Annotated in this window: 24 protein-coding genes; 8 read left to right on the top strand and 16 right to left on the bottom strand. The window is 70.0% G+C overall.

What is annotated here, in order from left to right:
• Positions 1 to 83: 83 nt before the first annotated feature.
• Both sufB and QMK24_RS29110 read right to left on the bottom strand, forming a co-directional pair.
• The gene (gene sufB / locus QMK24_RS29115) at positions 84 to 1505 is read right to left on the bottom strand and encodes a Fe-S cluster assembly protein SufB (RefSeq protein WP_283469784.1); all 1422 of its coding nucleotides are present in this window, start codon (positions 1503 to 1505) and stop codon (positions 84 to 86) included.
• Positions 1502 to 2329 carry a helix-turn-helix transcriptional regulator gene (locus tag QMK24_RS29110; protein WP_283469783.1) on the bottom strand — a complete coding sequence of 276 codons (828 nt, stop codon included), beginning with the start codon at positions 2327 to 2329 and terminating at the stop codon, positions 1502 to 1504. The genes sufB and QMK24_RS29110 overlap by 4 nt, the downstream gene beginning before the upstream one ends.
• A gap of 192 nt (positions 2330 to 2521) precedes the next feature.
• Here QMK24_RS29110 and QMK24_RS29105 point away from each other — a divergent pair, with 192 nt between their 5' ends.
• Entirely contained in the window at positions 2522 to 3475 is a 954-nt protein-coding gene (locus tag QMK24_RS29105) for an ABC transporter ATP-binding protein (RefSeq protein ID WP_283469782.1), read from the top strand.
• A gap of 41 nt (positions 3476 to 3516) precedes the next feature.
• Entirely contained in the window at positions 3517 to 4302 is a 786-nt protein-coding gene (locus QMK24_RS29100; RefSeq protein WP_283469808.1) for an ABC transporter permease, read from the top strand.
• 39 nt (positions 4303 to 4341) lie between these two features.
• On the opposite strand, the gene QMK24_RS29095 is transcribed toward QMK24_RS29100, so the two are convergent.
• Positions 4342 to 4467 (bottom strand): hypothetical protein, encoded by a 126-nt coding sequence (locus QMK24_RS29095; RefSeq protein ID WP_283469781.1) that lies wholly within the window; start codon positions 4465 to 4467, stop codon positions 4342 to 4344.
• Positions 4468 to 4511: 44 nt separating this feature from the next.
• Between QMK24_RS29095 and QMK24_RS29090 the strand changes: the two genes are divergently transcribed.
• Positions 4512 to 5480 (top strand): COX15/CtaA family protein, encoded by a 969-nt coding sequence (locus QMK24_RS29090; protein WP_283469807.1) that lies wholly within the window; start codon positions 4512 to 4514, stop codon positions 5478 to 5480.
• Here QMK24_RS29090 and QMK24_RS29085 read toward each other — a convergent pair.
• The 3 genes from QMK24_RS29085 to QMK24_RS29075 all read right to left on the bottom strand — a co-directional run bounded on the left by QMK24_RS29085 (position 5457) and on the right by QMK24_RS29075 (position 8035).
• Complete coding sequence (locus QMK24_RS29085; RefSeq protein WP_283469780.1) at positions 5457 to 6602, bottom strand: amidohydrolase family protein; 1146 nt, start codon at positions 6600 to 6602, stop codon at positions 5457 to 5459. The genes QMK24_RS29090 and QMK24_RS29085 overlap by 24 nt on opposite strands.
• A gap of 63 nt (positions 6603 to 6665) precedes the next feature.
• Positions 6666 to 7025, bottom strand: a complete 360-nt coding sequence (locus QMK24_RS29080) for a hypothetical protein (protein WP_283469779.1) — start codon at positions 7023 to 7025, stop codon at positions 6666 to 6668.
• Between the two features lie 65 nt (positions 7026 to 7090).
• The gene (locus QMK24_RS29075) at positions 7091 to 8035 is read right to left on the bottom strand and encodes a heme o synthase (RefSeq protein ID WP_283469778.1); all 945 of its coding nucleotides are present in this window, start codon (positions 8033 to 8035) and stop codon (positions 7091 to 7093) included.
• Positions 8036 to 8435: 400 nt separating this feature from the next.
• On the opposite strand from QMK24_RS29075, the gene tkt reads away from it, so the two are divergent.
• Genes tkt through pgl form a run of 5 tightly spaced genes read left to right on the top strand, consistent with a single transcriptional unit; the run spans position 8436 to position 15072 of the window.
• Positions 8436 to 10523 (top strand): transketolase, encoded by a 2088-nt coding sequence (tkt, locus tag QMK24_RS29070; protein WP_283469777.1) that lies wholly within the window; start codon positions 8436 to 8438, stop codon positions 10521 to 10523.
• Positions 10524 to 10558: 35 nt separating this feature from the next.
• Complete coding sequence (gene tal, locus QMK24_RS29065; RefSeq protein WP_283469776.1) at positions 10559 to 11677, top strand: transaldolase; 1119 nt, start codon at positions 10559 to 10561, stop codon at positions 11675 to 11677.
• Position 11678: 1 nt separating this feature from the next.
• Positions 11679 to 13202: a glucose-6-phosphate dehydrogenase gene (gene zwf / locus QMK24_RS29060; protein WP_283469775.1), complete on the top strand. Its 1524-nt coding sequence runs from the start codon at positions 11679 to 11681 to the stop codon at positions 13200 to 13202.
• Positions 13199 to 14293 (top strand): glucose-6-phosphate dehydrogenase assembly protein OpcA, encoded by a 1095-nt coding sequence (gene opcA, locus QMK24_RS29055; RefSeq protein WP_283469774.1) that lies wholly within the window; start codon positions 13199 to 13201, stop codon positions 14291 to 14293. Before zwf ends, opcA begins: the two co-directional genes overlap by 4 nt.
• Entirely contained in the window at positions 14290 to 15072 is a 783-nt protein-coding gene (gene pgl / locus QMK24_RS29050) for a 6-phosphogluconolactonase (protein ID WP_283469773.1), read from the top strand. Before opcA ends, pgl begins: the two co-directional genes overlap by 4 nt.
• Positions 15073 to 15145: 73 nt before the next feature.
• On the opposite strand, the gene pgi is transcribed toward pgl, so the two are convergent.
• The 10 genes from pgi to QMK24_RS29000 form a co-directional block, all read right to left on the bottom strand.
• The gene (gene pgi, locus QMK24_RS29045) at positions 15146 to 16804 is read right to left on the bottom strand and encodes a glucose-6-phosphate isomerase (RefSeq protein WP_283469772.1); all 1659 of its coding nucleotides are present in this window, start codon (positions 16802 to 16804) and stop codon (positions 15146 to 15148) included.
• Between the two features lie 9 nt (positions 16805 to 16813).
• Positions 16814 to 18043, bottom strand: a complete 1230-nt coding sequence (locus tag QMK24_RS29040) for an MFS transporter (RefSeq protein WP_283469771.1) — start codon at positions 18041 to 18043, stop codon at positions 16814 to 16816.
• A gap of 138 nt (positions 18044 to 18181) precedes the next feature.
• Positions 18182 to 18955 carry a sugar isomerase domain-containing protein gene (locus QMK24_RS29035; RefSeq protein WP_283469770.1) on the bottom strand — a complete coding sequence of 258 codons (774 nt, stop codon included), beginning with the start codon at positions 18953 to 18955 and terminating at the stop codon, positions 18182 to 18184.
• A gap of 64 nt (positions 18956 to 19019) precedes the next feature.
• Positions 19020 to 20033 (bottom strand): N-acetylglucosamine kinase, encoded by a 1014-nt coding sequence (locus QMK24_RS29030; protein WP_283469769.1) that lies wholly within the window; start codon positions 20031 to 20033, stop codon positions 19020 to 19022.
• Between the two features lie 255 nt (positions 20034 to 20288).
• Complete coding sequence (locus tag QMK24_RS29025; protein WP_073497103.1) at positions 20289 to 20624, bottom strand: RNA polymerase-binding protein RbpA; 336 nt, start codon at positions 20622 to 20624, stop codon at positions 20289 to 20291.
• A 171-nt stretch (positions 20625 to 20795) separates the two neighbouring features.
• The gene (secG, locus tag QMK24_RS29020; RefSeq protein WP_269272348.1) at positions 20796 to 21032 is read right to left on the bottom strand and encodes a preprotein translocase subunit SecG; all 237 of its coding nucleotides are present in this window, start codon (positions 21030 to 21032) and stop codon (positions 20796 to 20798) included.
• Positions 21033 to 21151: 119 nt separating this feature from the next.
• On the bottom strand, positions 21152 to 21928 hold the full coding sequence (gene tpiA / locus QMK24_RS29015; RefSeq protein WP_283469767.1) for a triose-phosphate isomerase: 777 nt from the start codon (positions 21926 to 21928) through the stop codon (positions 21152 to 21154).
• Positions 21929 to 21934: 6 nt separating this feature from the next.
• Positions 21935 to 23149, bottom strand: a complete 1215-nt coding sequence (locus QMK24_RS29010; RefSeq protein WP_283469766.1) for a phosphoglycerate kinase — start codon at positions 23147 to 23149, stop codon at positions 21935 to 21937.
• 109 nt (positions 23150 to 23258) lie between these two features.
• Positions 23259 to 24263 carry a type I glyceraldehyde-3-phosphate dehydrogenase gene (gap, locus tag QMK24_RS29005; protein WP_283469765.1) on the bottom strand — a complete coding sequence of 335 codons (1005 nt, stop codon included), beginning with the start codon at positions 24261 to 24263 and terminating at the stop codon, positions 23259 to 23261.
• A gap of 255 nt (positions 24264 to 24518) precedes the next feature.
• Positions 24519 to 26282 carry a M14 family metallopeptidase gene (locus QMK24_RS29000; protein WP_283469764.1) on the bottom strand — a complete coding sequence of 588 codons (1764 nt, stop codon included), beginning with the start codon at positions 26280 to 26282 and terminating at the stop codon, positions 24519 to 24521.
• Between the last annotated feature and the right edge of the window lie 14 nt (positions 26283 to 26296).

The raw sequence follows: 26296 nt of genomic DNA, 5'->3' as shown, positions 1-26296 counted from the left end.
ACGTCGTCGCGTCGCTGGTGGAAAGGCCGTCGGGCCGTACTGGTACGAGAACTGGTGCGCGGACGTACCAGTACGGGTGCGTACTAGCCGACGGAGCCCTCCATCTGCAGCTCGATCAGCCGGTTCAGCTCCAGCGCGTACTCCATCGGGAGCTCGCGCGCGATCGGCTCCACGAAGCCGCGCACGATCATCGCCATGGCCTCGAACTCGGTCATGCCGCGGCTCATCAGGTAGAAGAGCTGGTCGTCGGAGACCTTGGAGACGGTCGCCTCGTGGCCCATGGACACATCGTCCTCACGGACGTCCACGTACGGGTACGTGTCCGAGCGGGAGATCGTGTCGACGAGCAGGGCGTCACAGAGCACATTGGACTTGGATCCGGCCGCGCCCTCGCCGATCTCGATGAGACCGCGGTAGGAGGTACGGCCGCCGCCGCGCGCCACCGACTTCGAGACGATGTTGGACGACGTGTTCGGCGCCATGTGCACCATCTTCGCGCCGGCGTCCTGGTGCTGGCCCTCGCCCGCGAAGGCGATCGACAGGGTCTCGCCCTTGGCGTGCTCACCCATCAGGTAGACAGCCGGGTACTTCATGGTCACCTTGGAGCCGATGTTGCCGTCGACCCACTCCATCGTGGCGCCTTCGTAGGCGACCGCGCGCTTGGTGACCAGGTTGTAGACGTTGTTCGACCAGTTCTGGATGGTCGTGTAGCGGCAGCGGCCGCCCTTCTTGACGATGATCTCGACCACGGCGCTGTGCAGCGAGTCCGAGGAGTAGACCGGAGCGGTGCAGCCCTCGACGTAGTGGACGTAGGCGTCCTCGTCGACGATGATCAGCGTCCGCTCGAACTGGCCCATGTTCTCCGTGTTGATACGGAAGTAGGCCTGCAGCGGGATGTCGACCTGCACGCCCTTGGGCACGTAGATGAACGATCCGCCGGACCAGACGGCCGAGTTCAGCGAGGCGAACTTGTTGTCGCCCACCGGAATGACGGTGCCGAAGTACTCCTGGAACATCTCCGGGTACTGCTTGAGCGCCGTGTCGGTGTCGAGGAAGATGACGCCCTGCTCCTCCAGGTCCTCACGGATCTGGTGGTAGACGACCTCGGACTCGTACTGGGCGGCGACGCCGGCGACGAGGCGCTGCTTCTCGGCCTCCGGGATGCCCAGCCGGTCGTAGGTGTTCTTGATGTCCTCGGGCAGGTCCTCCCAGGAAGCGGCCTGCTTCTCGGTGGAACGCACGAAATACTTGATGTTGTCGAAATCAATGCCGCTCAGGTCCGAGCCCCAGGTCGGCATGGGCTTCTTGCCGAACAGCTTCAGGCCCTTGAGCCGCAGTTTCAGCATCCACTCCGGCTCGGATTTCTTCGCGGAGATGTCGCGCACGACATCCTCGTTGATTCCACGCCTGGCGTTGGTACCGGCGGCGTCAGAGTCGGACCAGCCGAACTCGTACGTGCCCAGCCCATCGAGTTCCGGGTGCGTGGTCTCCGTGGGAGCAGTCATGCGGGGTTCCTCCCGGCCGTACTGGCGGATGCGATATCAACTGCGGTATTGGCGGTATTAGCCGTGCTTGCAGTACTTGGTGCGGTATTCGGTGCGGTACTGGGTTGCGGGTGGTGCGGGTGCTGCGGGATGTACGTCGTGCAGACTCCGTCGCCGTGGGCGATGGTGGCCAGCCGCTGCACGTGTGTTCCGAGCAGGTGGGAGAAGACCTCGGCCTCCGCCTCACACAGCTGCGGGAACTCCTCGGCGATGTGCGCCACCGGGCAGTGGTGCTGGCAGAGCTGCTCGCCGGCCGGCTCACGCGTCTGACCTGCGACGGCCGAGGCGCTGCGGGTGGTAGCAGCGTACCCGTCCTCGCTCAGGGCCTTGGCGAGCGCCTGAGTGCGCAGCGCGGGTTCTGCCGCCTCGACGGTGGCGCGGTAGCGGTCGGCCTGCGCGGCGACCCGGGCCCGGGCGAACGCGGTGACAGCCGCATCGCCCTTCTCCCCGCCGCCCGCGGACTTCGCGATCCAGCGCAGTGCGTCGGCCGCGATCTGGTCGTACGCCTGGTCGAAGGCGTCGCGTCCGCTGTCGGTGAGTGAGAAGACCTTGGCGGGGCGTCCCCGGGTGCGTGCTCCGTAGACCCGCTGCTCACGCGGCTCGACGATGTTCTCAGCGACGAGATGGTCCAGGTGGCGGCGGACGGCGGCCTGGGTGAGGCCGAGCCGCTCCGCCAGATCGGCGGTGGTCGAGGCGCCGTGGTCCAGGATCGACCGGGCGACCCGGTTGCGGGTACTCCGCTCCCCGGTCGCCTGCTCCTCCTGGGACGCGCCGACGTTTTTCACAACTTCATTGTTGCGTAATTCATCGGGCCCCGGCAACCCATGCCGGAGCGGACCCCCGGTGGAGTTCGTCACTTAGGTAAACCTAAGTTCACCTGCGGAATTGGTAATCCAAGATCTTCTCCAAGATCGTTTCCCATGCCCTGTCGATGGGCGGGTGCCGGGCGGGGCCCGGCGATCCTTAGACTCGCAGGCATGCGAAGCGGCAGCACCAGTCAGCCATCGGCGGTCGGACCGGCGGTCGAAATCGTCGGCCTGGTCAAGCGATACGGCGACAAAACAGCGGTGGACGGCCTGGACCTGTCCGTGGCGAGCGGCTCGGTGACCGCCGTGCTCGGGCCGAACGGCGCGGGGAAGACCACCACCATCGAAACCTGCGAGGGATACCGGCGCCCCGACGCCGGGGCCATTCGGGTGCTGGGCCTCGACCCGGCCACCCAGGGCGCCACGCTGCGGCCGCGCATCGGCGTGATGCTGCAGTCCGGCGGCGTGTACCCCGGCGCGCGCGCCGAGGAGATGCTGCGGCACACCGCCGCGCTGCACGCGCGGCCCGTGGACCCCGCGCTGCTCATCGAGCGGCTCGGCCTGGAATCCTGCGGCCGCACCCCCTACCGGCGGCTGTCGGGCGGGCAGCAGCAGCGGCTCGCGCTCGCCATGGCCGTGGTCGGCCGGCCCGAGCTGGTGTTCCTGGACGAACCGACAGCCGGGCTCGACCCGCAGGCCCGCCGCGCCACCTGGGATCTCGTACGGGAGCTGCGCGCCGACGGTGTGACCGTCGTGCTCACCACCCACTTCATGGACGAGGCGGAACAGCTCGCCGACCAGGTCGTGATCATCGACCACGGCCGGGCCATCGCGCACGGCACGCCGGAGGAGCTGTGCCGGGGCGGCGCCGAGAACACCCTGCGCTTCACCGGCCGCCCCGGCCTCGACCTCGTCTCGCTGCTCAAGGCGCTGCCCGACGGCACCGCGGCGGCCGAGCTGACGGCGGGCAGCTACCGGATAGAGGGCGCCGTCGATCCCCAGCTGCTCGCCACCGTCACCTCCTGGTGCGCGCAGCAGGGCGTCATGCCGGACCGACTGGCGGTCGAGCGCCGCACCCTGGAGGACGTATTCCTCGACCTGACCGGCAAGGAGCTGCGCGCGTGACGACGGCAGAGGGCACCGTGGGGAATTCGGCAGAGGGCATCATGGGGAATTCGGCGCGCGACACCGCGGGAATATTCACTCCGGACCCGGGCGCGGCGCCGCTTTCCAGGATGATCCGCGCGCAGACGGCGTTCGAGACGCGGATGCTGCTGCGCAACGGTGAGCAGCTGCTGCTGACCATCGTGATCCCGGCGCTGCTGCTCGTACTGTTCAGCGCCGTCTCGATCGTCGATACGGGCGCGGGCAAGGCCGTCGACTTCCTGGCCCCCGGCATCCTGGCGCTCGCCGTGCTGTCCACCGCGTTCACCGGCCAGGCGATCGCCAGCGGCTTCGAGCGGCGCTACGGCGTCCTGAAGCGGCTCGGCGCCTCGCCGCTGCCGCGCTGGGCGCTGATGACCGCGAAGACGGGCACCGTGCTGGTCACCGAGATGCTGCAGATCGTGCTGCTGACGGTGATCGCGTTCGCGCTCGGCTGGTCGCCGCACGGAAACCCGCTGTCCGTCCTGCTGCTGCTCGTCCTCGGTACCGCGGCCTTCTCCGGGCTCGGCCTGCTGATGGCCGGAACGCTGAAGGCGGAGGCGACGCTCGCCGCCGCGAACCTGGTCTTCCTGCTGCTGCTGGTCGGCGGCGGCGTCATCGTGCCGCTCGACAGATTCCCGGGCGCGGCGCAGGACGTGCTGCGGCTGCTGCCGGTCTCGGCTCTGTCGGACGGCCTGCGGGACGTACTGCAGCACGGCGCGGGCCTGCCCTGGGGCGACCTGGGGATCCTGGCGGTCTGGGCCGTGCTGGGGCTGGGCGCGGCGGCCCGTTTCTTCAAGTGGGAATGACGCGGCCGGTGGGAGTGGCGCGACTGCATCATGCCCCCCTCAGCCGTGCGGCATGATGCAGTCGACGAAGCGGGCGAACGTCTTGTCGTGCGAGCCGGCGGCGATGAACGCGGCCGCGCCGTGGTCGGCAGCGACGCACCGGGACCCCCTCGTGAAAGCGTGCACAAGCTGCCGCCTACGATGGGCGCGTGCCGAAGTTGCCCGAAGTCATGCGAAACCCCCTCGCCTACATCGCCGCCCGCTGGACCCCGTCCGCGGTGACGGTCCGCCGGGCGACGACGTCCGCCCTGGTCATGTCGGTGATCATCGTGGTCACCGGCGGCGCGGTGCGGCTGACGGGATCGGGTCTCGGCTGCCCGACCTGGCCCACCTGCAACGGCGACAGCCTCCTGGGCACCAGCGCGATGGGCATCCACCACACGATCGAAGTCACCAACCGCATGCTGACGTACGTGCTGTGCGCGGCGGTCGGCTGGGCGATCGTAGCCACGCGCTCCGCGAACCCGCGCCGGCGCAGCCTCACCCGGCTCGGCTGGGCGCAATTCTGGGTCGTGATGGGCAACGCGGTATGGGGCGGGCTCACGGTGCTCACCCACCTGAACCCCTACGTCGTCTCCACGCACTTCCTGCTCTCCGTCGCGCTCATCACGGTCGCGGTGCTGATGTGGCAGCGTGCCCGGGAGGGCGACACCGAGCCCCGCCCGCTGGTCGGCGCTCCCGTGCGGCAGCTGGGCTGGGTGCTGACCGGCGCGAGCGCGGCACTGATCGCGGCCGGCACGATCGTGTCGGGCGCCGGGCCTCATCCGGGCGACTCCGACAAGGTCCACCGGATCCCGCTCGACTGGAAGTCGCTCGCGCAGCTGCACGCGGATCTGGCCTGGGTCGTCGTGGCCCTCACGCTCGCGCTGTGGTTCCTGCTGCGTGCCGTGGACGCCCCCGCGGGGCCCAGGGCCCGCACCCGGGATCTGTTCCTCGTCCTGCTCGCACAGGGCGTCATCGGCTATGTGCAGTACTTCACGCATCTGCCGGAGGTGCTGGTCGGGCTGCACATGCTGGGCTCGGCGCTGATCTGGATCGGGGTGGTGCGGGTCGCACTGTCGATGCGCGAGCGCCCGCACGCCCAGCCCGGTATCCCGGGCCCGGCGCAGTCCGGGTCAGCCGTGGCCTCCGCCGTCTGACGGAGCCCGCAGTCCGTACACGCGCCGCGCGTTGCCCCCGGCGACCATCGCGGCCACGCGCCGCGCGTCCGGCGGTGTCCAGGCTCCGGCGGTGACCCGCTCGGTGACCAGCCGGTCCAGCGCCTCGCGGAAGAACCGCACCCCGGTCACGTACAGCTCGGGCAGCGCGTACGCGCCGGTGGAGAAGAGCACCTTGCCGAAGGGCGCCAGTTCCAGCACCTCCGCCATGACCCCGGGCGCGGCGGACGCGGAGCCGATGTCCGCGTAGACGTGCGGAAAGGTGGCCGCCAGCCGCGCGGTGTGCCGGTGGTCCGGGATTCCGTGCAGCAGCACCACATCGGTGCCCAGCCCGGTGGTGGCGCGCAGAAAGCCGGTGAGCAGCAGCGGGTCGGCGCCCGCGGGGCCGCGGATCTGCAGCGGCAGGCCGGTCGCGACGGCGTTCCACACCAGATGGCTCAGGAGTACGGGGTCGGTGAGCCGTCCGCCGGCCGGCCGGTTCGCCAGCCACGCCCCGGCCGCGCGCCGCACCGGTCCGGGCTCGGGCGGTCCCGCGGGGAGTCCGGGCGGCCAGGCACCGGCCGCGGAGAAGGCGACAGCCGTCCGTGCCGCTCCGTGCACCGCCTCGGCCACGTTGGCGAGGAACGCCCCGACGGTCCCCGAGGTGTCGGCGACCTGCTGCGCCAGTGGTTCCAGCCGGACGATCTCGTACGCCGCGGCGGCTCCGGCCGCGCCCAGTTCCCTGGGCGCGGTGAGATCACGGGGCAGCGCCGCGGCCACGGCATCCGAGGCGTCCAAGGGCGACGTGGCATCCGAGGACGACGCGGCATCCACGGCGGTGTCCACCAGATAGGTGCCGATGCCGGTGCCGCGCAGCAGCCGCCGGGTGGCCTCGTACGTGCCCAGCTGCCGGCGTCCCGCCAGATAGCGTGCGGGGGTGCAGTGCGGTTCCAGGTCCAGCAGGGGCGGGCACCAACGGCGCAGGGCGAAGCCGGTGCGGCTGTCGAAGAGCGTGGTGCCGGGCGCGGCGGCCCCGGGAAGGTGCGCCTCGAACGAGCCGAGGCCGATCTCGCCGGGGACCACCCCGTGGCAGTGCGCGTCGACCAAAGGTGGCAGCTCCAGCATCACTGACTCCTCGCGCCGCCCGCCGGGACCATTTCCCATGGTCCCTAACGGGCGGGCGGGGCGTCAGGTGTTGCTGGGACCGCCGAGCTGGATTCCGGCCATCCGCGACCACTCGTACGGGCCGGTGCGCAGCTTGGCGGCGAATTCGCCGTCGAAGTCCTCGTGAACGGTGATGCCGGCCCGCTCGACGGCCGCCTGGGCCATGGCGTACGTGGGGGCCACCAGGTCGCCCCACTCGCCGTTCTCGCCGACCAGGACGATCCGGGTGCCGGTCTCGCCGATGTAGGCGAGGTTGGCCTCGGCGCCGCCCCCGTGGCTCTTGGCGAAGGCGTTGATCTGCTTCGCCAGCCTGGCGGTGCGGCGCTCGGCGCGCGGGTCCGCCTTCGGGGTCTCTTCCACGGTGCTCTCTGCGGTCTCAGCCATGACGCAGATGCTACCCGTCAGTAATCAGAACGTCAGTAGTCAACGTCAATAGTCAGCGTCAGCAATCAGTGAAGGAAAGGATCCACGGCGACGACGACGAAGAGCAGCGTCAGATAGGTGATGGACCAGTGGAACAGCCGCATCTCCTTGAGCTTCACACCGCTGACCCCGGCCTTCGCCCGGCTGTACAGCCCGTGCGCCTCCTTGAGCCACATCGCGCCGAGCAGCACCGCCGCCACCGGGTACAGCCAGGACGTCTCGCCCAGCGGCCACCACAGGGCCAGCGAGACGATCACCATCACCCAGCTGTAGATGACGATCTGGCGTGCGACCACCAGGTTGCCGGCCACGACCGGGAGCATGGGCACGCCCACCCGCTCGTAGTCGTCCTTGACCTTCATCGACAGCGGCCAGTAGTGCGGCGGCGTCCAGAAGAAGATCACCAGGAAGAGCACCAGCGCGGACCAGGAGACCGAGTTCGTCACCGCGGACCAGCCGATGAAGACCGGCATACAGCCCGCGATGCCGCCCCACACGATGTTCTGCGCGGTACGGCGCTTGAGGCCGAGGGTGTACACGAACACATAGAAGAGGATGGCGGTCAGCGACAGCGCCGCCGAGAGCGGGTTCACCAGGACCGCGAACCAGACCGTCGAGACCACCGAGAGCGCGATGCCGAAGATCAGCCCCTCGAGCGGCGACACCATGCCGGTCACCAGCGGACGCATCTCGGTGCGGTGCATCAGCGCGTCGATGTCGCGGTCGATGTACATGTTGAGCGCGTTGGCACCGCCCGCCGACAGATAACCGCCCACGACGGTCGTCAGCACCAGCCACAGATCAGGGACGCCACCCGCCGCGAGGAACATCACCGGAACCGTGGTGATGAGCAGCAGCTCGATGATGCGTGGCTTGGTCAGCGCCACGAACGCCATGACACGAGCCGCGAACGGCCGCTGTCCGGGGCTCGTCCCGATGACCCCTGCGGGTCGGGATTCGACGGCCGTCACAAACACCCCTGGAGAGGATTAAGTCCAGCAAGTCCCGGTCCCAGACGTGAAGGTCCGGTAAGTCTTGCGCGTACCACGCCACTGTAGACGTACGGAATAGTCCGCCCGCCCCGGGGGGTGACCCGTGTTGCCACCGGACATTTCCCGTGCGTTCAGGAGGCGAACGCGGCCGGGCCGGGGCAGGCTGTCACTATCCCGGGATGCCGGGAATGCCCGTGCGCCGGTCCTGGTTGCCCGAAACAGAGCCTGAGACGGAGCCTGAAACGGAGACCGAAGCGGAGCCCGAAGCGTCGAACAGGGCGCTCGAAAAGTGCACGCCCTTGCGGCGGTAGGCTCGGCAACGCCGGGCAGGCGCCACGTCACCGGTATTCCGACATGTGGAGAGGAGCCCTGAACCAGGGTGACCAGCAAGCCGACCACCACAGACCTTGAGTGGACCGATCTGGACCAGCGGGCCGTGGACACCGCTCGCGTCCTGGCCATGGATTCCGTGCAGAAGGTCGGCAACGGCCATCCCGGCACGGCCATGGCCCTCGCGCCCGCCTCGTACCTGCTGTTCCAGAAGGTGATGCGACACGATCCGTCGGATCCCGACTGGACCGGACGCGACCGTTTCGTCCTCTCCGCCGGCCACTCCAGCCTGACCCTCTACATCCAGCTCTACCTGTCCGGCTACGGCCTGGAACTGGATGACCTCAAGGGCTTCCGCACCTGGGGCAGCAAGACCCCGGGCCACCCGGAGCACGGCCACACGGTCGGCGTGGAGACGACGACCGGGCCGCTCGGCCAGGGCATCGCCAACGGTGTCGGCATGGCGATGGCGGCCCGCTACGAGCGCGGCCTGTTCGATCCGGACGCGGCGGCGGGCAGCTCCCCGTTCGATCACACCGTCTGGATCATCGCCGGCGACGGCTGCCTGCAGGAGGGTGTCTCCGGTGAGGCGTCCTCGCTCGCGGGCCACCAGAAGCTCGGCAATGTCGTACTGCTGTGGGACGACAACCACATCTCCATCGAGGGCGACACCGAGACCGCGGTCAGCGAGGACACTCTCAAGCGCTACGAGGCGTACGGCTGGCACGTCCAGCGCGTCGAGCAGCTGCCCAACGGCGACCTGGATCCGCAGGGCCTGTACGAGGCGCTGAAGGCGGCCAAGGCCGAGACGGAGCGGCCCTCGTTCATCGCGGCCCGCTCGATCATCGCCTGGCCGGCCCCGCACGCGCAGAACACCGAGGCCGCGCACGGCTCGGCCCTGGGTGGCGACGAGGTCGCCGCGACCAAGAGGGTGCTGGGCTTCGACCCCGGGCAGACCTTCGAGATCGACGACGTGGTGCTGTCGCACGCCCGCCAGGTCGCCAACCGCGGCCGCGAGGCGCACGCCGTCTGGGGCAAGCGGTTCCAGGAGTGGCGCGACGCCAACCAGGAGCGCGCGGCAGAGTTCGACCGGATCGCCTCGGGTGAGCTGCCCGACGGCTGGGAGAAGGCGCTGCCCTCCTTCGAGACCGGCAAGAGCCTCGCGACCCGCGCCGCCTCCGGCAAGGTCCTGCAGGCGCTCGGCGCGGTCGTACCGGAGCTGTGGGGCGGCTCGGCCGACCTCGCGGGCTCCAACAACACCACGATCGACAGCGGCTCGTCCTTCCTCCCGGTGGGCAACCCGCTGCCGGGCGCGAACCCGTACGGGCGCACGGTGCACTACGGCATCCGTGAGCACGCCATGGGCTCGACGATGAACGGCATCGCGCTGCACGGCAACACCCGCATCTACGGCGGCACCTTTCTGGTGTTCTCCGACTACATGCGCCCCGCCGTCCGGCTGGCCGCGCTCATGGGGCTGCCCGTCACGTACGTGTGGACGCACGACTCCGTCGGTCTCGGCGAGGACGGCCCGACCCACCAGCCGGTCGAGCACCTCTCCGTACTGCGCGCGATCCCGGGCCTGAACATCGTCCGCCCGGCCGACGCGAACGAGACCGCGATCGCCTGGCGCGAGATCCTCAAGCGGCATGCTTCCAAGCCCGCTCCGCACGGTCTGGCGCTGACCCGCCAGGGTGTGCCGACCTACGCGGCGAACGAGCACGCGGCCAAGGGCGGCTATGTGCTGTTCGACGCCGAGGGCGGCCGTCCGCAGGTGATTCTCATCGCCACCGGCTCCGAGGTGCAGCTGGCCGTCGAGGCCCGCGAGGCGCTCCAGGCCGACGGCATCCCGACGCGTGTCGTCTCGATGCCGTCCGTCGAGTGGTTCGAGGAGCAGGACATGGCGTACCGCGACAGCGTGCTGTTGCCGGACGTCAAGGCACGTGTCGCGGTCGAGGCCGGTATCGGTCTGACCTGGCACCGCTACACCGGCGATCACGGCCGGATCGTCAGCCTGGAGCACTTCGGTGCCTCGGCCGACGCCAAGGTCCTGTTCCGTGAGTTCGGTTTCACGGCCGACGCCGTCGCCAATGCCGCCCGGCAGTCCATCGAGGCCGTGGCCAAGGCCACCCGCTGACGACCCGCACCCGACCAGTAGGAGATGTAATTTCCATGACAGACGCACTCAAGCGCCTCTCCGACGAAGGCGTCGCGATCTGGCTGGACGACCTGTCCCGCAAGCGGATCACGTCGGGCAACCTGGCCGAGCTGATCGATCAGCAGCATGTCGTGGGCGTCACCACCAACCCGTCGATCTTCCAGAAGGCGATCGCCGGCGGCGACGGCTACGAGCAGCAGCTGACGGATCTGGCGGTTCGCAAGGTCACGGTCGAAGAGGCCCTCCGCATGATCACCACGGCGGACGTCCGTGACGCCGCCGACATCCTGCGGCCGGTCTTCGACCGCACCGAGGGCCAGGACGGCCGGGTCTCCATCGAGGTCGACCCGCGGCTGGCCCACAACACCCCGGCCACCATCGCCGAGGCCAAGCAACTCGCCTGGCTCGTCGACCGGCCGAACACCCTCATCAAGATCCCGGCGACCAAGGCGGGCCTGCCCGCGATCACCGAGGTCATCGGCCGGGGCATCAGCGTGAACGTCACGCTGATCTTCTCGCTGCAGCGCTACCGCGAGGTCATGGACGCCTACCTGGCCGGTCTGGAGAAGGCCAAGGCCGCGGGCATGGATCTCTCGCAGATCCACTCCGTCGCGTCCTTCTTCGTGTCCCGCGTGGACAGCGAGATCGACAAGCGCCTGGACAAGATCGGCAGCGACGAGGCCAAGGCGCTCAAGGGCAAGGCCGCGCTGGCCAACGCCCGGCTCGCCTACCAGGCGTACGAAGAGGTCTTCGGTTCGGACCGCTGGAACGCGCTGGAGAAGTCGGGCGCGAACAAGCAGCGCCCGCTGTGGGCCTCGACCGGGGTCAAGGACCCGGCCTACCCGGACACGCTCTACGTGACCGAGCTGGTCGCCCCGAACACCGTCAACACCATGCCGGAAGCCACCATGGAGGCCACCGCCGACCACGGCGAGGTCACCGGCGACACCATCCGCGGCACGTACGAGCAGGCCCAGGCCGAGCTCGACGCGCTGGCGGGCCTCGGTATCCCGTACGACGACGTGGTGCAGGTTCTCGAGGACGAAGGCGTCGAGAAGTTCGCGGCCTCCTGGAACGAGTTGCTGGATTCCACTTCGGCGGTACTCAAGCGTCAGACGCCCGTGGAGGCATGAGTTGACCAGCAGCAATCCGCTGCGTGACGCACAGGACCGGCGGCTCCCGCGTATTGCGGGGCCGTCCGGCCTGGTCATTTTCGGCGTCACGGGCGATTTGTCCCGTAAAAAGTTGATGCCTGCCGTGTACGACCTGGCCAACCGCGGCCTGCTGCCACCGGGCTTCGCGCTCATCGGCTTCGCCCGCAGGAGCTGGGAGGACGAGGACTTCGCACAGGAAGTCCACGACGCGGTCAAGGAGCACGCCCGTACGCCCTTCCGCGAGGAGGTCTGGCAGCAGCTCGCCGAGGGCTGCCGCTTCGTGCAGGGCGAGTTCGACGACGACACCGCCTTCGAGAAGCTGAAGTCGACGATCAACGAACTCGACAAGGCGCGCGGCACCGGCGGCAACTTCGCCTTCTACCTCTCCGTACCGCCTAAGTTCTTCCCCAATGTCGTGCAGCAGCTGAAGAAGCACGGACTGTCCGAGGGACAGGGCGACTCCTGGCGGCGCGCGGTCATCGAGAAGCCGTTCGGCCACAACCTGGAGAGCGCGCAGGAGCTCAACCAGCTCGTGCACGACGTCTTCCCGCCCAACGAGGTCTTCAGGATCGACCACTACCTGGGCAAGGAGACGGTCCAGAACATCCTGGCGCTGCGCTTCGCCAACACCATGTTCGAGCCGATCTGGAACCGGTCGTACGTCGACCATGTGCAGATCACGATGGCCGAGGACATCGGCATCGGCGGCCGGGCCGGGTACTACGACGGCATCGGCGCGGCCCGTGACGTCATCCAGAACCACCTGCTGCAGCTGCTCGCGCTGACCGCGATGGAGGAGCCCGGCTCCTTCCACCCGAAGGCACTGGTCGCCGAGAAGCTCAAGGTGCTCGGCGCCGTGGAGCTGCCCAAGGACCTGGGCGCCCACACGGTACGAGGCCAGTACGCGCACGCCTGGCAGGGCGGCGAGGAAGTCGTCGGCTACCTGGAGGAAGAGGGCATCGACCCCAAGTCGAAGACCGACACCTTCGCGGCGGTCAAGCTGGAGATCAACAACCGCCGCTGGGCCGGAGTCCCCTTCTATCTGCGCACCGGCAAGCGGCTCGGCCGCCGTGTCACCGAGATCGCGGTGGTCTTCAAGCGCGCCCCGTATCTGCCCTTCGAGGCCGGGTCCACCGAGGAGCTGGGGCAGAACGCTCTGGTCATCCGGGTGCAGCCGGACGAGGGCGTGACGGTGCGCTTCGGGTCGAAGGTGCCCGGCACCTCGATGGAGGTCCGGGACGTCACGATGGACTTCGCCTACGGCGAGTCCTTCACGGAGTCCAGCCCCGAGGCGTACGAGCGGCTCATCCTCGATGTGCTGCTCGGCGATGCCAACCTCTTCCCCCGCCACCAGGAGGTCGAGCTGTGCTGGGACATTCTCGACCCGATCGAGAAGTACTGGGACACCCACGGCAAGCCCGCCCAGTACGCGGCGGGCACCTGGGGACCGGTGGAGGCGGACGAGATGCTCGCACGAGACGGTAGGAGCTGGCGCCGGCCATGAGGATCGATCTGACGGACACCACGTCGTCCCGTATCAACGCCGGGCTCATCGAGGCCCGCCGCGCCATCGGCACTCCGGCCGTCGGCATGGTGCTCACCCTGGTCATCGTCACCGACGAGGGCAGCGCCTACGACGCCCTCAAGGCGGCCAGTGACGCCTCCCGGGAGCACCCGTCGCGGATCCTGGCCGTCATCAAGCGGCCCGGCCGCTCGCCGCGCGACCGCGCGAGGGCTCGGCTGGACGCCGAGGTGCTGGTCGGCTCCGACTCCGGCACCGGCGAGACCGTCGTGCTGCGCATGCACGGCGAACTCGCCAACCACGCCGAGTCCGTGGTGCTACCGCTGCTGCTGCCGGACGCCCCGGTCGTGGTGTGGTGGCCCGAGGAGTCCCCCGCGAAGCCGGCCGAGGACCCGCTGGGCCGCCTCGGTCAGCGCCGGATCACCGACGCCGCCGCGGCCGAGGACCCGGTGACCGCGCTCGGCCAGCGCGCCGCCGCGTACTCGCCCGGCGACACGGACCTGGCCTGGACCCGGATCACCCCGTGGCGCAGCATGCTGGCGGCGGCCCTGGACCAGAAGCACTCCAAGATCGTCTCCGCGTCGGTGGAAGGCGAGGCCTACAACCCGAGCACGGAACTGCTCGCGCTGTGGCTCGCCGACCGGCTCAAGATCTCGGTGGAGCGCAAGGTCTCGGACGGACCCGGCATCACCGGCGTCCAGCTGGCCACCGCCGACGGCGAGATCCGGCTGGACCGGGCCGACGGCTTGCTGGCCGAACTGGCCATGCCGGGCCAGCCGGACCGGCATGTGGCGCTCAAGCGGCGGGAGACCTCCGAGCTGATCGCCGAGGAGCTGCGCCGGCTGGACCCGGACGACATCTACAAGTCGACGGTGAAGTTCGGGGTCGGCCGGCTGACCGATGCCGGGAACAAGGATTCGGAAGACCCGGTCGAGTCGGTCGAGCTGATTACCCCGGCGAAGGGCGGCGCCACGTCCGCCGGGGCCGCGGCGGATGCGAAGGCCGCTCCCGCCAAGAAGGCCGCACCGGCGAAGAAGGCCGCGGAGGCCAAGAAGACGGCGACCTCCACATGACCGTGCCGCAGGTCGTCGTCCACCGGGACAAGGAGCTGATGGCGAAGGCCGCGGCGGCCCGGCTGATCACGAAGATCGTGGACGCCCAGGCCGCCCGCGGCTCCGCTTCGGTGGTGCTGACGGGCGGGCGCAACGGCAACGGGCTGCTCGCCGCGGTGGCCGGGTCCCCGGCCCGTGACGCCGTGGACTGGGCGCGTCTGGACCTGTGGTGGGGTGACGAGCGGTTCGAACGGGACGGTGATCCCGAGCGCAATGTCACCCAGGCCCGCGAGATCCTGCTCGGCTCGGTGCCGCTCGATCCGGCGCGGGTGCACGCCATGCCCGCGTCCGACGGCCCCCACGGCCGTGACGTCGACGCCGCGGCGGCCGGCTACGCGGCCGAACTCGCCAAGGCCTCCGGGCCCGAGGACCACGGTCCGGTGCCGACGTTCGATGTGCTGATGCTGGGTGTCGGCCCTGACACCCATGTCGCGTCGCTGTTCCCTGAGCATCCGGCGGTACGGGAGACGGAGCGGACGGTGGTGGGGGTGCACGGCGCGCCCAAGCCGCCGCCGACCCGGATTTCGCTGACCCTTCCGGCGATCCGCGCGGCGCGCGAGGTGTGGCTGCTCGCGGCGGGCGAGGACAAGGCCAACGCGGTCGCGATGGCACTGTCCGGCGCGGGCGAGATACAGGCGCCGGCCGCCGGCGCGCGCGGCCGCAGCCGGACGCTGTGGCTGCTGGACCGGGCGGCGGCCGCGAAGCTGCCGCCCCAGTTGTACCCGCCGTCGTCCGCCTGACGACGGAATGACGATGGCCGGCCCCCGATCGGGGCCGGCCATCGTCGTACTCCGGCCGGTCACGGCGCCGGGGCTATCGCCCCCGGAGGGTCCGGTAGCGGGCGACGAGCGCGGTGGTGGATCCGTCGAGGCCGGGCACATCGGCCCCGTCGGTGAGCGCGGGCTCGATCCGCTTGGCGAGGACCTTGCCCAGTTCGACGCCCCACTGGTCGAAGGAGTCGATGTTCCACACGGCGCCCTGAACGAACACCTTGTGCTCGTAGAGGGCGATCAGCTGGCCGAGCACCGACGGGCTCAGTTCGGTGGCCAGGATGGTGGTCGTCGGGTGGTTGCCGCGGAACGTCTTGTGCGGCACCAGCTCCGCGGGCACACCCTCCGCGGCGACCTCTTCCGGGGTCTTGCCGAAGGCCAGCGCCTGGGTCTGCGCGAAGAAGTTGGCCATCAGCAGATCGTGCTGGTCCGCGAGCGGGCCGAGTTCACCGATCGGCCGGGCGAAGCCGATGAAGTCGGCGGGGATGACCTTGGTGCCCTGGTGCAGCAGTTGGTAATACGCGTGCTGGCCGTTGGTGCCCGGAGTACCCCAGACGACCGGGCCGGTCTGCCAGCCGACCGGATTGCCCTGCCGGTCCACGGACTTGCCGTTGGACTCCATGTCCAGCTGCTGCAGATACGCGGTGAACTTCGACAGGTAGTGGCTGTACGGGAGGACCGCGTGCGACTGCGCGTCGTGGAAACCGCCGTACCAGACGCCCAGCAGGCCGAGCAGCAGCGGGACGTTCTCCTCCGGCGGGGCGCAGCGGAAGTGCTCGTCCACCAAATGGAAGCCGGCCAGCATCTCGCGGAAGTGGTCCGGGCCGATGGCGAGCATCAGCGACAGGCCGATCGCCGAGTCGAAGGAGTACCGGCCGCCGACCCAGTCCCAGAACTCGAACATGTTCGCCGGGTCGATGCCGAACTCGGTGACCTTCTCCGCGTTGGTGGACAGCGCGACGAAGTGCTTGGCGACGGCAGAGGCGTCTGCGCCCAGTCCCGTCAGCAGCCAGTCGCGGGCGGAGGTGGCGTTGGTGATGGTCTCGATGGTGGTGAACGTCTTCGAGGCGATGATGAAGAGCGTCTCGGCAGGGTCCAGATCGCGCAGGGCCTCGTGCAGGTCCGCGCCGTCGACGTTGGACACGAAGCGGAACCGCAGCCCGCGGTCGGTGTACGGGCGCAGCACCTCGTACGCCATCGCCGGGCCCAGATCGGAGCCGCCGATGCCGATGTTGACGATGGAGGTGATGCGCTTGCCGGTGTGGCCGGTCCACCCGCCGGAGCGGACATGGTCACTGAACAGCGACATCTTGCTGAGGACCGCGTGGACGGCGGGTACCACGTCGTGGCCGTCGAGCTTGATGACGGCGGAGCGCGGTGCGCGCAGCGCGGTGTGCAGTACCGCGCGGTCCTCGGTGACATTGATCCGCTGGCCGCGGAACATCGCGTCGCGCAGCTCGGCGACACCGCTCGACGCCGCCAACTCGCGCAGCAGCCGCAGCGTCTCGTCGGTCACCAGGTGCTTGGAGTAGTCCAGGTACAGGTCACCGACCTGCAGGGTGTACCGGTCGCCGCGCTGCGGATCCTCGGCGAACAGATCGCGCAGGTGTACCTCCCCCAGCTCTTCGCGGTGTTTGCCCAGGGCGTGCCATTCGGGCAACTGGTCGAGACGGGAACGGCCGTGCGTATTGGTGTCGGACATAGGTCCAAACTAATTGATGACGGCCGGTAGGAGCGCGATCACCCCGCAGGCGAAGAGTGCGGCGGCGGCCAGCGCCGGGGTGTTCAGCCCCCAGGCCGTCGCCACGGCGCCGCCGAGCAGGGCGCCGAGCGGTGCACCGGCGATGGACAGAGTGCGGTTGGCGGCGCTGACCCGCCCGAGCAGGGCGGGAGGCGTCCGCTCCTGTACGAGGGTGACCTCGTTGACGTTCCACAGCATCCCCACGGCGCCGAAGACCGCCATGACGCCGACCGCGACGGGCAGCGAGCGCACGGTGCCGAGGACGGCCAGGGCGCCGGTCTGGAACAGCAGTCCGAGCACCAGCGCCCTGATCCGGCCCAGGAGTTCGGAGATCCGGCCGGCCGCCAGGCCGCCGGCAACGCTCCCGGCGCCGTAGGCCGTGAGCACGGCCGCGTACCCGGCATGCCCGGCGTGCAGCCATCCGGTGACGTGCAGGACCAGGGTGGCGATGAGCGCGCCCACACCGGTGTTGACGATGGTGTTGGCCGTGCAGAGCGACCGCAGGACCCGGTCCCGCCACAGCGTCCTGATGCCCTCGGCGATGTCCTGCCGCAGGGTCCGGCCCGCCGCGCGCGGGGCACGCTCGCGCGGGGGCATCCGTATGGAGGCGACCAGCGCCGCCGCGATCAGATAGGTGGCGGCGTCCGCCGCGAACGGCAGGGCCGCGGAGAGGCCGAGCAGCACGGGCACCAGAGGGGCGCCCAGGAAGGTGCCGGCGATGGTCTGCCCGGTCATCAGCCGCGCGTTGGCGCGGCCGAGGCCCGCGGTGGGGACCACGGACGGCAGCAGCGCGGTCGCGGCGTTGTCGAAGAGGGTCTGCATCGTCGTCAGGACGAACGCGAGCACCAGCAGCAGCGCGATGCTCACTTCGTCCAGCCCGACGGCGAGGGTGAAGCCGGCCATCAGCGCACAGCGCGCCGCGTCGACCGCCCACATGGCGCGCCGCTGGTCCACCCGGTCGGCGATGGCGCCGCCGAGCAGACCGAACAGGATCCACGGCAGGAATCCGGCGGCCGTGACCAGCGAGACGAGTATCGGTGAGTCGGTGAGGCCCACGGCGAACAACGGCAGTGCCGCGGCCCGCAGACCGTCCCCGAGCCGCGAGACCACCGCGGCGCTCCACAGCCGGCCGAAGCCTCCGCGCCAGGACGGCACGGCGGCTTCTGCGACCGGCCGCAGATCACTGTCACTCGCGGTCAAAGCTCCCCCTCGGGCCAGGATGTGATCTCGTCCTGGAACCGTAGCGGCGGCCACTGACACCGCAGTTGGCCAGCCGGCTACCGGCTCCGGACAGGCACCGGCCGAGGGAGGCCCGCATCTAGAAACCCGCCGCGGATCCTAGAACCCTCCGCGGTTCAGCCTGCCCTCGTAGCGGGCCTCCAGTACGGCGTTGTGCTCGAATCCGCCCGGCAGGTTGGCCGAGATGTAGACCGGCGGCTCATGCCCCTCTGCGGCCAGAATGCCGACTGCTTCGGCCACGATCATCTGGATCAGCAGGGCAGAGGTGATGGTGGAGACACCGCACAGCGCACCGCCGCCCGGCATCGGCAGCAGCGCGTCGCCGGCCGGCGCGCAGTTGTCGAGCACCGCGTCGGCGAGATCGGCGAGCCGCTTGCCGCTGCTGTGGAGCGCGGGCACCGCGTGGGTGTGTTCCAGGGAGGTGAGGGCGATCAGCCGGTGGCCGGACTCCTTGACCCGCATCGCCATGTCGACGATGGAGTTGTTGACCCCCGAGTTGGAGATGATCACGAAGAGGTCCTGCGGCTGCGGGGTGGCCAGTTCGTAGAGCCGTTTGGCCAGGCCCGGGGAGCGTTCCAGCAGCGGGTCGGCGAGGACCGAGCGGTCCTCGCCGCCGCGCAGCACGAGATCGGACAGGCCGATGCGGCTGGTCGGGACGAGGCCGCCGGCCCGCCCGGCGATCTCCAGCGCGGTGGCCTGCGAGTGCCCGGTGCCGAAGGCGTGGATGACACCGTTGGCGGCGACGCTGTCGGCGACGAGGCGGGCCGCGGCGGCGACGGAGTCGGTGTTGGCTCCGATCGCGCGGTCGATGGCGGCCAGGGCGAGGTCGGCGAACCGGGCGGCGCCGGACTGGTGCGGCTCTGGTCCGGGCATGGCCGGATTCCCCTTCGGCTCAATTCACAGCGGCATCGGATCGCTGAAACAATGAACCAGTGGACTAGTCCACGTCAATACCCCGGAGCCGCAGCCGGGCCAGCGCCAGCGCCCCCGCCCCGCCGTCCCGCACCGGGAGCACCCGCAGGCCCATCGTCTCGGCGCGGGCGGTGACCCGTCCCAGCAGCGGCCCGTGCGGGCCGAGCAGGCCGCCGGCGGCCACCAGTGGCTCACCCTCGCGCGGTTCCAGGGCTTCGACGGTGGCGGCCAGCTCGTCCGCGGCGGCGTCGAGCAGGGCGGTGGCGACCTCGTCGCCGTCCTCTTCGGCGGTGACCGCCAGCGGGCTCAGCCGGGCCATCGCGAGCGGCGTGTCGGCGTACACCCGGGGGATGATCCGGGCCCGCAGCACCTCCCGATCGTGCCGTCCGGGCCGCTGCGTCGCCAGGTACGGGCCGCCCGGGTTGCCCAGGTAGTGCGCGGCGACCGCCTCGACCAGCGAGGTCCACGAGCCCCGGCCGTCCAGTGCGCGCAGCACCGCGAGCGCGACCTCGCGGCCCAGCCAGAAGCCGCTGCCGTCGTCGCCGAGGAGCCAACCGTAGCCGTCCGCGGTGACGGTCTTGCGGTGCTTCTCGACGCGGGCCGCGACGGCTCCCGTACCGGCGATGAGCACCAGCCCGTCGGGCGGGGTGCCGGGCGCCGAGGCGAAGGCCACCTCGAGGTCGCCGCAGACCGCGATGCGCGGGGTGCGGATGCCGTGCCCGTCGAGCGCGGCCCGCAGGCAGGAGCGGGCCAGGTCGCGGCCGGCCTCGGGGCCCGCGCCGTTCGCGGCGCCCGCGAAGCCGCCGACGACGGCCACGACGTCGGTACGGCGGCCCTCCGGGACGGCGGCCCTGATCGCGTCCGCCAGATGCCTGGTCAGGGCGGACCGGTCCACGCTCAGCGCGTTGCCGGGGCCGCCCGCACCGGTACCGAGCACCCTGCCGTCCGCGTCACCCTCCGCCTCGGCGAGGTAGGCGCGGGTCCGGGTGCCACCGGCGTCGATGCCGACCACCAGGGGTCGGCTGTGGATTTCGTTCATCGTCTTGGATGGTGGTTGATGGATTCACCCCGGAACAAGGGTCCGGGCCGGGGGGAGCCGTTTTGATCACCGATGTGATCCGTTCCGAGCTCCCCCGGATGTCCGGGTCCCACCGGCACTTCCCAGGCTACTGTCAGCCGCTTCCGCAGGGTACTCGGACCGGAGACGCCGACAGAGAAATGCCCTCATTCGCCGGGCGGCTTCCGGCCGGCGAATGAGGGCGATGTCCGCGCGCGCCGTACGCGGTGAGATCGCTCAGATCTCGCCGCGGAGCTTCGCGAGCGCTTCGGCGAGAATCGCCTCGCCGTCGGCCGCGCTGCGCCGCTCCCGCACATAGGCCAGGTGCGTCTTGTACGGCTCGGTCCGCGGCGGCGCCGGCGGGTTCTCCTCGTCCTGCCCTGCCGGGAAACCACAGCGCGGGCAGTCCCAGGTCTCCGGGATCTGCGCGTCGCTGGCGAAACTCGGCTGGGTCTCGTGCCCGTTCGAGCACCAGAAGGAGATGCGGAGGCGTGGCGCGGACTCGCCGCGCTCGGCCTCTCCCATCGGCCCCGCTCCGACCCGACTGCCACGGATCGCGTTGCCACTTGCCACGGTCGTAACTCCCTGCGTGATGGTGCTGCGAGGTCGCCCAGTTTACGGAGACCTTACGTGCCGTCCAGTGGCAGGTGATGTACCCAGCCCCGTAGGACGCCCTCCCATGATAAGCCGCGTTTGCGACGAGGCGTCAGTTCTCCCTGGACTCACGGGAGTACGCCACCGGTGTTACTTCTGGAACTTCAGCACCAGGCCAAGTACGACAATGCACGTAAACCACAACAGACCGATCACCACGGTGATGCGGTCGAGGTTGCGTTCGGCCACCGAGGAGCCGCCGACGGAGGACTGCATGCCACCACCGAACATGTCCGAGAGGCCGCCGCCCTTCCCCTTGTGCATCAGCACCAGCAGCAGGAGCAGCAGACTGAAGATGATGAGGGCGATGGAGAACCCGAGAACCACGGCTGGACCAACTCTCTCGACTACGAACGACGGCGCGGGGCCGAACCGGGCGCCAATGCGCCGGTCCGGCCCCGACAGGGTACTTCGTGCGGGCCGGGTCGGCCCACCGCGTGCCGGCCCTACTGGTCGCGGAAGCGGACGATCTTGACGAACTCCTCCGCGTCGAGCGCCGCGCCGCCGATCAGGGCGCCGTCCACGTCCGGCTGCGCCATGATCGCCGCGACGTTTCCGGACTTGACCGAGCCGCCGTACTGGATACGGACCTTTTCGGCCAGCTCCTGGCTGTACAGCTCGGCCAGCCGGCCGCGGATGGCACCGCAGACCTCCTGCGCGTCCTCGGGTGTGGCGACCTCGCCGGTGCCGATCGCCCACACCGGCTCATAGGCGATGACGATCGTCCCGGCCTGCTCGGCCGGGATGTCCTTCAGCGCGCCGTCGAGCTGGGCGAGGGTGTGCGGGACCTGCTGTCCGGCCTTGCGGACGTCCAGGCCCTCGCCGACGCACAGAATCGGCGTGAGGCCGTGCCGGTACGCGGCCCTGACCTTGGCGTTGAGGAGCGGCTCGTCCTCACCGTGGTACTGGCGGCGCTCGCTGTGGCCGATGGCCACATACGTGCACTTCAGCTTGGCGAGCATCGGACCGGAGATCTCACCGGTGTACGCGCCCGAGTCGTACGCGGAGAGGTCCTGGGCGCCGTACTTGATCTTCAGCTTGTCGCCGTCGACCAGGGTCTGCACCGAACGCAGGTCGGTGAAGGGCGGCAGGACGGCGACCTCGACCGTGTCGTAGTCCTTGTCGGTGAGCGCAAAGGACAGCTTCTGGACGTGCGCGATGGCCTCGAGGTGGTTGAGGTTCATCTTCCAGTTGCCCGCCATCAGCGGGGTACGGGTGCTCATGCTGGGTCAGTCCTCCAGTGCGGCGAGGCCGGGGAGCGTCTTGCCCTCGAGGTATTCGAGGCTGGCGCCGCCACCGGTCGAGATGTGGCCGAAAGCGTTCTCGTCGAAGCCGAGGATGCGCACGGCCGCGGCCGAGTCACCGCCGCCGACCACGGTGAACGCGGGGCTGTCGATAAGGGCCCGGGCGACCGCGCGGGTGCCCTCGGCGTAGTCGGGGTGCTCGAATACGCCCATCGGGCCGTTCCAGAACACGGTGGCCGCGTCGGCGAGCTTCGAGGCGAAGAGCGCGCTGGACTTCGGGCCGATGTCCAGGCCCATCACATCGGCCGGGATGGCGTCCACGTCCACGGTGAGCGGGTTCGTCGGCGCCTGCGTCTTGAGGTCGGGGAAGGCGCCCGCGGCGACGACGTCGACCGGCAGCACGAACTCCACGCCCTTGGCCTCGGCGCGCTTGAGGTACTCCTGGACGACCGGGATCTGGTCCTCCTGGAGCATGCTCCTGCCGACCTCGTGGCCCTGGGCCTTGAGGAAGGTGAAGACCATCCCGCCGCCGATCAGGATCCGGTCGGCCTTCTCCAGCAGGTGGTCGATGACACCGAGCTTGTCGGAGACCTTCGCCCCGCCGAGCACGACCGCGTACGGCCGCTGCACGTCGGAGGTGAGCTTCTTCAGCACGTCGACCTCGGTGGCGATCAGGCCGCCCGCGGCGTGCGGGAGCCGCGCCGGGAGGTCGAACACGGAGGCGTGCTTGCGGTGCACGGCGCCGAAGCCGTCACCGACGTACACGTCCGCGAGCGACGCGAGCTGGTCGGCGAAGGCGCCGCGCTCGGCGTCGTCCTTCGCGGTCTCGCCCGCGTTGAACCGCAGGTTCTCCAGCAGTACCACTCCGCCGTCGGCCAGGCCCGCGACGGCCGACTGCGCACTGTCCCCGACGGTGTCGGCCGCGAACGCGACCTCCGCGCCGAGCAGTTCGCCGAGCCGCGCGGCGACCGGCGCGAGCGAGAACTGCGGGTCGGGCGCGCCCTTGGGGCGGCCCAGGTGTGAGGCGACGATCACCCTGGCGCCCGCGGCGGCGAGCTTGGTGATGGTCGGGACGGCGGCGCGGATCCGGCCGTCGTCGGTGATGGTGGCGCCCGAAAGCGGCACATTCAGGTCGGCGCGGACGAACACCCGCTGGCCCGCGACCTGTCCCTCGTTCAGGAGGTCGTCGATCGTCTTCATATCCGGTGGGCTCCTCGTGGCCTCATGGTCGACAAGGGACAGGGCCCGGCCGACGCGCCTTCGCGCCGGACGGGCCCTGTCACTCACATCTGCGTGGCGTGACCGCGACTCAGAGCTGGCCGCCGACGTAGGTGGTCAGGTCCACCAGTCGGTTGGAGTAGCCCCACTCGTTGTCGTACCAGCCGAAGATCTTGACCTGGTCGCCCTGAACCATGGTCATCTGCGCGTCGAACGTGCACGAGGCCGGCTCGTTGACGATGTCCGAGGAGACGATCAGGTCCTCGGTGTACTCGAGGATGCCCTTGAGCTGGCCCTCGGCCGCCTTCTGGAAGGCGGCGTTGACCTCTTCCTTGGTGACGTCGCGCTCAACGGTGACCACGAGGTCGGTGATCGAGCCGGTCGGGACCGGGACGCGCAGCGAGGTGCCGTCCAGCTTGCCCTTGAGCTCGGGGATGACCAGCGCGGTGGCCTTGGCGGCACCCGTCGAGGTCGGAATGATGTTGATCGCGGCGGCACGCGCACGGCGCAGGTCGCTGTGCGGGAAGTCCAGGATCTTCTGGTCGTTCGTGTAGGCGTGGACCGTGGTCATCATGCCCTTGACGATGCCGAAGTTCTCCAGGAGGACCTTCGCCATCGGCGCCACACAGTTCGTGGTGCACGAGGCGTTGGAGATGATGTGGTGCTTCGCCGCGTCGTACTTCTCGTGGTTGACGCCCATGACCACGGTGACGTCCTCGTCCTTGGCCGGAGCCGAGATGAGGACCTTCTTCGCGCCGGCCGCGAGGTGCTTGGCGGCGTCCTCGCGCTTGGTGAAGAAGCCCGTGGACTCGATCACGATGTCGGCGCCGAGCTCGGCCCACGGCAGGTTCGCCGGGTCCCGCTCGGCCATCGTCTTGAAGGTCTGGCTGCCGACCGTGATGCTGTCGTCGGTGTGCGTGACCTCGTACTTGAGGCGGCCCAGGATGCTGTCGTACTTGAGAAGGTGCACCAGGGTCGCGTTGTCGGTCAGGTCGTTGACACCGACGATCTCGATGTCCGCGCCCTGCTCAAGGGCGGCACGGAAGAAGTTGCGACCAATACGACCGAAGCCGTTGATGCCTACCCGGATCGTCACGAACCGATCTCCTCGCTGATGTGCCGGAATCCACTCCGGCTGCGAAATATGGGATGTCCCCGACCAGTCACGACCCTACCTCGCCCACGTGTTCCCAGTGACATCGAGAGCGCCCGGACGGGCTCTGAGCGCCCGCTCAGCGGGCGTTTTCCCAGTTCACCGTATGTGTCACGGAGTGTCACCACGGAGGCCCGAGGAGGCCGCTCCGGATACTGAGACGACCGGCCGCCGAATTCAACAAACCGTTCACTTCCATCACCGGGCCGCACCGGCAAGGCGGTTGAGTACGGCGACGCCGGCCGCGCCCGACAGTTCGGAGTCCTGGACCATGGTCCCGTCCAGGAGGAGCCTTCCGCCCTCATTCACGTAGTCGCGCAGGGCGAGCAGCGTGGGCCGGTCCGGCAGCCCCGCGTCGGCGGGGTACGTCACCTGCCGGAAGTGACTCAGCACACCCAGCGGGTGGGGTGTGCCGCCCGGTACGGGAAGGACCAGCGCATCGCCCGCCGGCCGTGGTGCGACGGCGTACATGAACGGCGTGCTCGCCGCGCCGCCGCCGGTGAACCACACGCTCACCGTGTCGCCGGGCCGGGCGCCGGCGACCGTGCCCCGGTACTCGTCGAAGTACGTGTGGTCCGTGCCGCCGTACGTCACGCCGCCGCGCCATGCCTCGACCGGTGCGGAGTGCTCGGCGCCACCGCCGATGCGCCAGTTGACCCGTTTGTCCGGAACGCTCCGACGGGCGGTGACGGCCACCTGCTGCGCGCCCGCGTCGTCGTACGAGACCGTGAAGGCGTCAGGCGTGAAGTCGGCGACCGCCGGCCGGCCCGGGTCCGCGGCACTCGACGCGACGGAGAGCGCGAAGGGCACGTTCTTCTCGAACTCGCGCCGGATCAACTGCTCGTCGTCGGGGAAGGCGAAGACACTCGCGCAGTCCTCCGGCCACCAGGAACCGGCCGTCGAGGCGGCAGTGGCGGTCTCGCAGGTGGACATCTCCGGGCTGAGCATCAAGGTGCCGTGCATGTTCGCGGCGTGCCCGTCGGCGTCGCCGTTGGTGACGTACAGCGCGGAGGACAGCACCGGCCGGTAGCCGGGGATCGCCGAGTGGCCGGGAGTACCGGCCAGCGCCCGGGCCAGTACGTCGTCGGGGCTGGGCGTGGCGACCTGCCAGCCGATCCCGTAGAGCAGCAGCTGGGCCGCCGAGTGGTAGTTGACGGCGTACCGGAAGTGCATCCGGCGCTCCAGGTCGTCCAGGGCGCGGGTCTCCGGCTCCGACATCGCGGCGGGCCCGCGGTAGGTCTCGGCGCCCGGATCGGACGAGGAACCCTGGTTGTCGTAGGCCCACTTGTAGCCGAAGTTGCGGTTGAGGTCGACGCCCTGGATGTTCTTGCGCCACAGGCGGTGGCCGGGGGTGAAGCTGTAGTCGTAGCCGTCGGGATTGGCGCAGATCACGAACCACAGCTCGGTGGCGTTGACGATCCGGGTGGCCTCGGGGTCCGACCCGTAGCCGTCCACGTAGTGGTGCATCAGCCGGCGGACGGTCTCCGGCGTGATCCACTCCCTGGCGTGCTGCCCGCCCAGATACAGCACGGCGGGGTTGCCGGCCTTGCCGACCCGCAGCGCGAGGATCTCCTGCCCGAGCACGGTGCGGCCGATGACCTCCGTCCGCGCCAGGCCCGGATGCGCGGCCGCCGTGGCCACGACCTCCGCCTTCAGTCCGCCGGATCCGCCGTACGGGCGGAACACGCCACCGCCGAGGGCGGCGGACCTGCGCCGCGGCGCGGGACGCGGGGTAAGCGCGATGCCCTCCCCGGCCAGCCGCGCGGCCTGCTTCGCGGTGAGATCCAGCTCGACCGCCCCGGGCAGCCCGGCCACCTCTCCCGCGTCCACACCGGCCCGCAGGAGCGACGGCACCTGCCCGGCTGCCACCCGCGCCGTATACGCGGCCACATCGGCACCCACATCGTCGGCCGGCCCGCCACCCGGTGCCGCCGCCACCATCAACGCGGAGACAACCGTCACGAGGGCGGCCACCA

The organism is Streptomyces sp. PH10-H1 (assembly GCF_030063355.1).
GTDB lineage: Bacteria > Actinomycetota > Actinomycetes > Streptomycetales > Streptomycetaceae > Actinacidiphila.
Note: the sequence above shows the minus strand (reverse complement) of the source record. Positions and strands in the feature narration are given on the sequence as shown.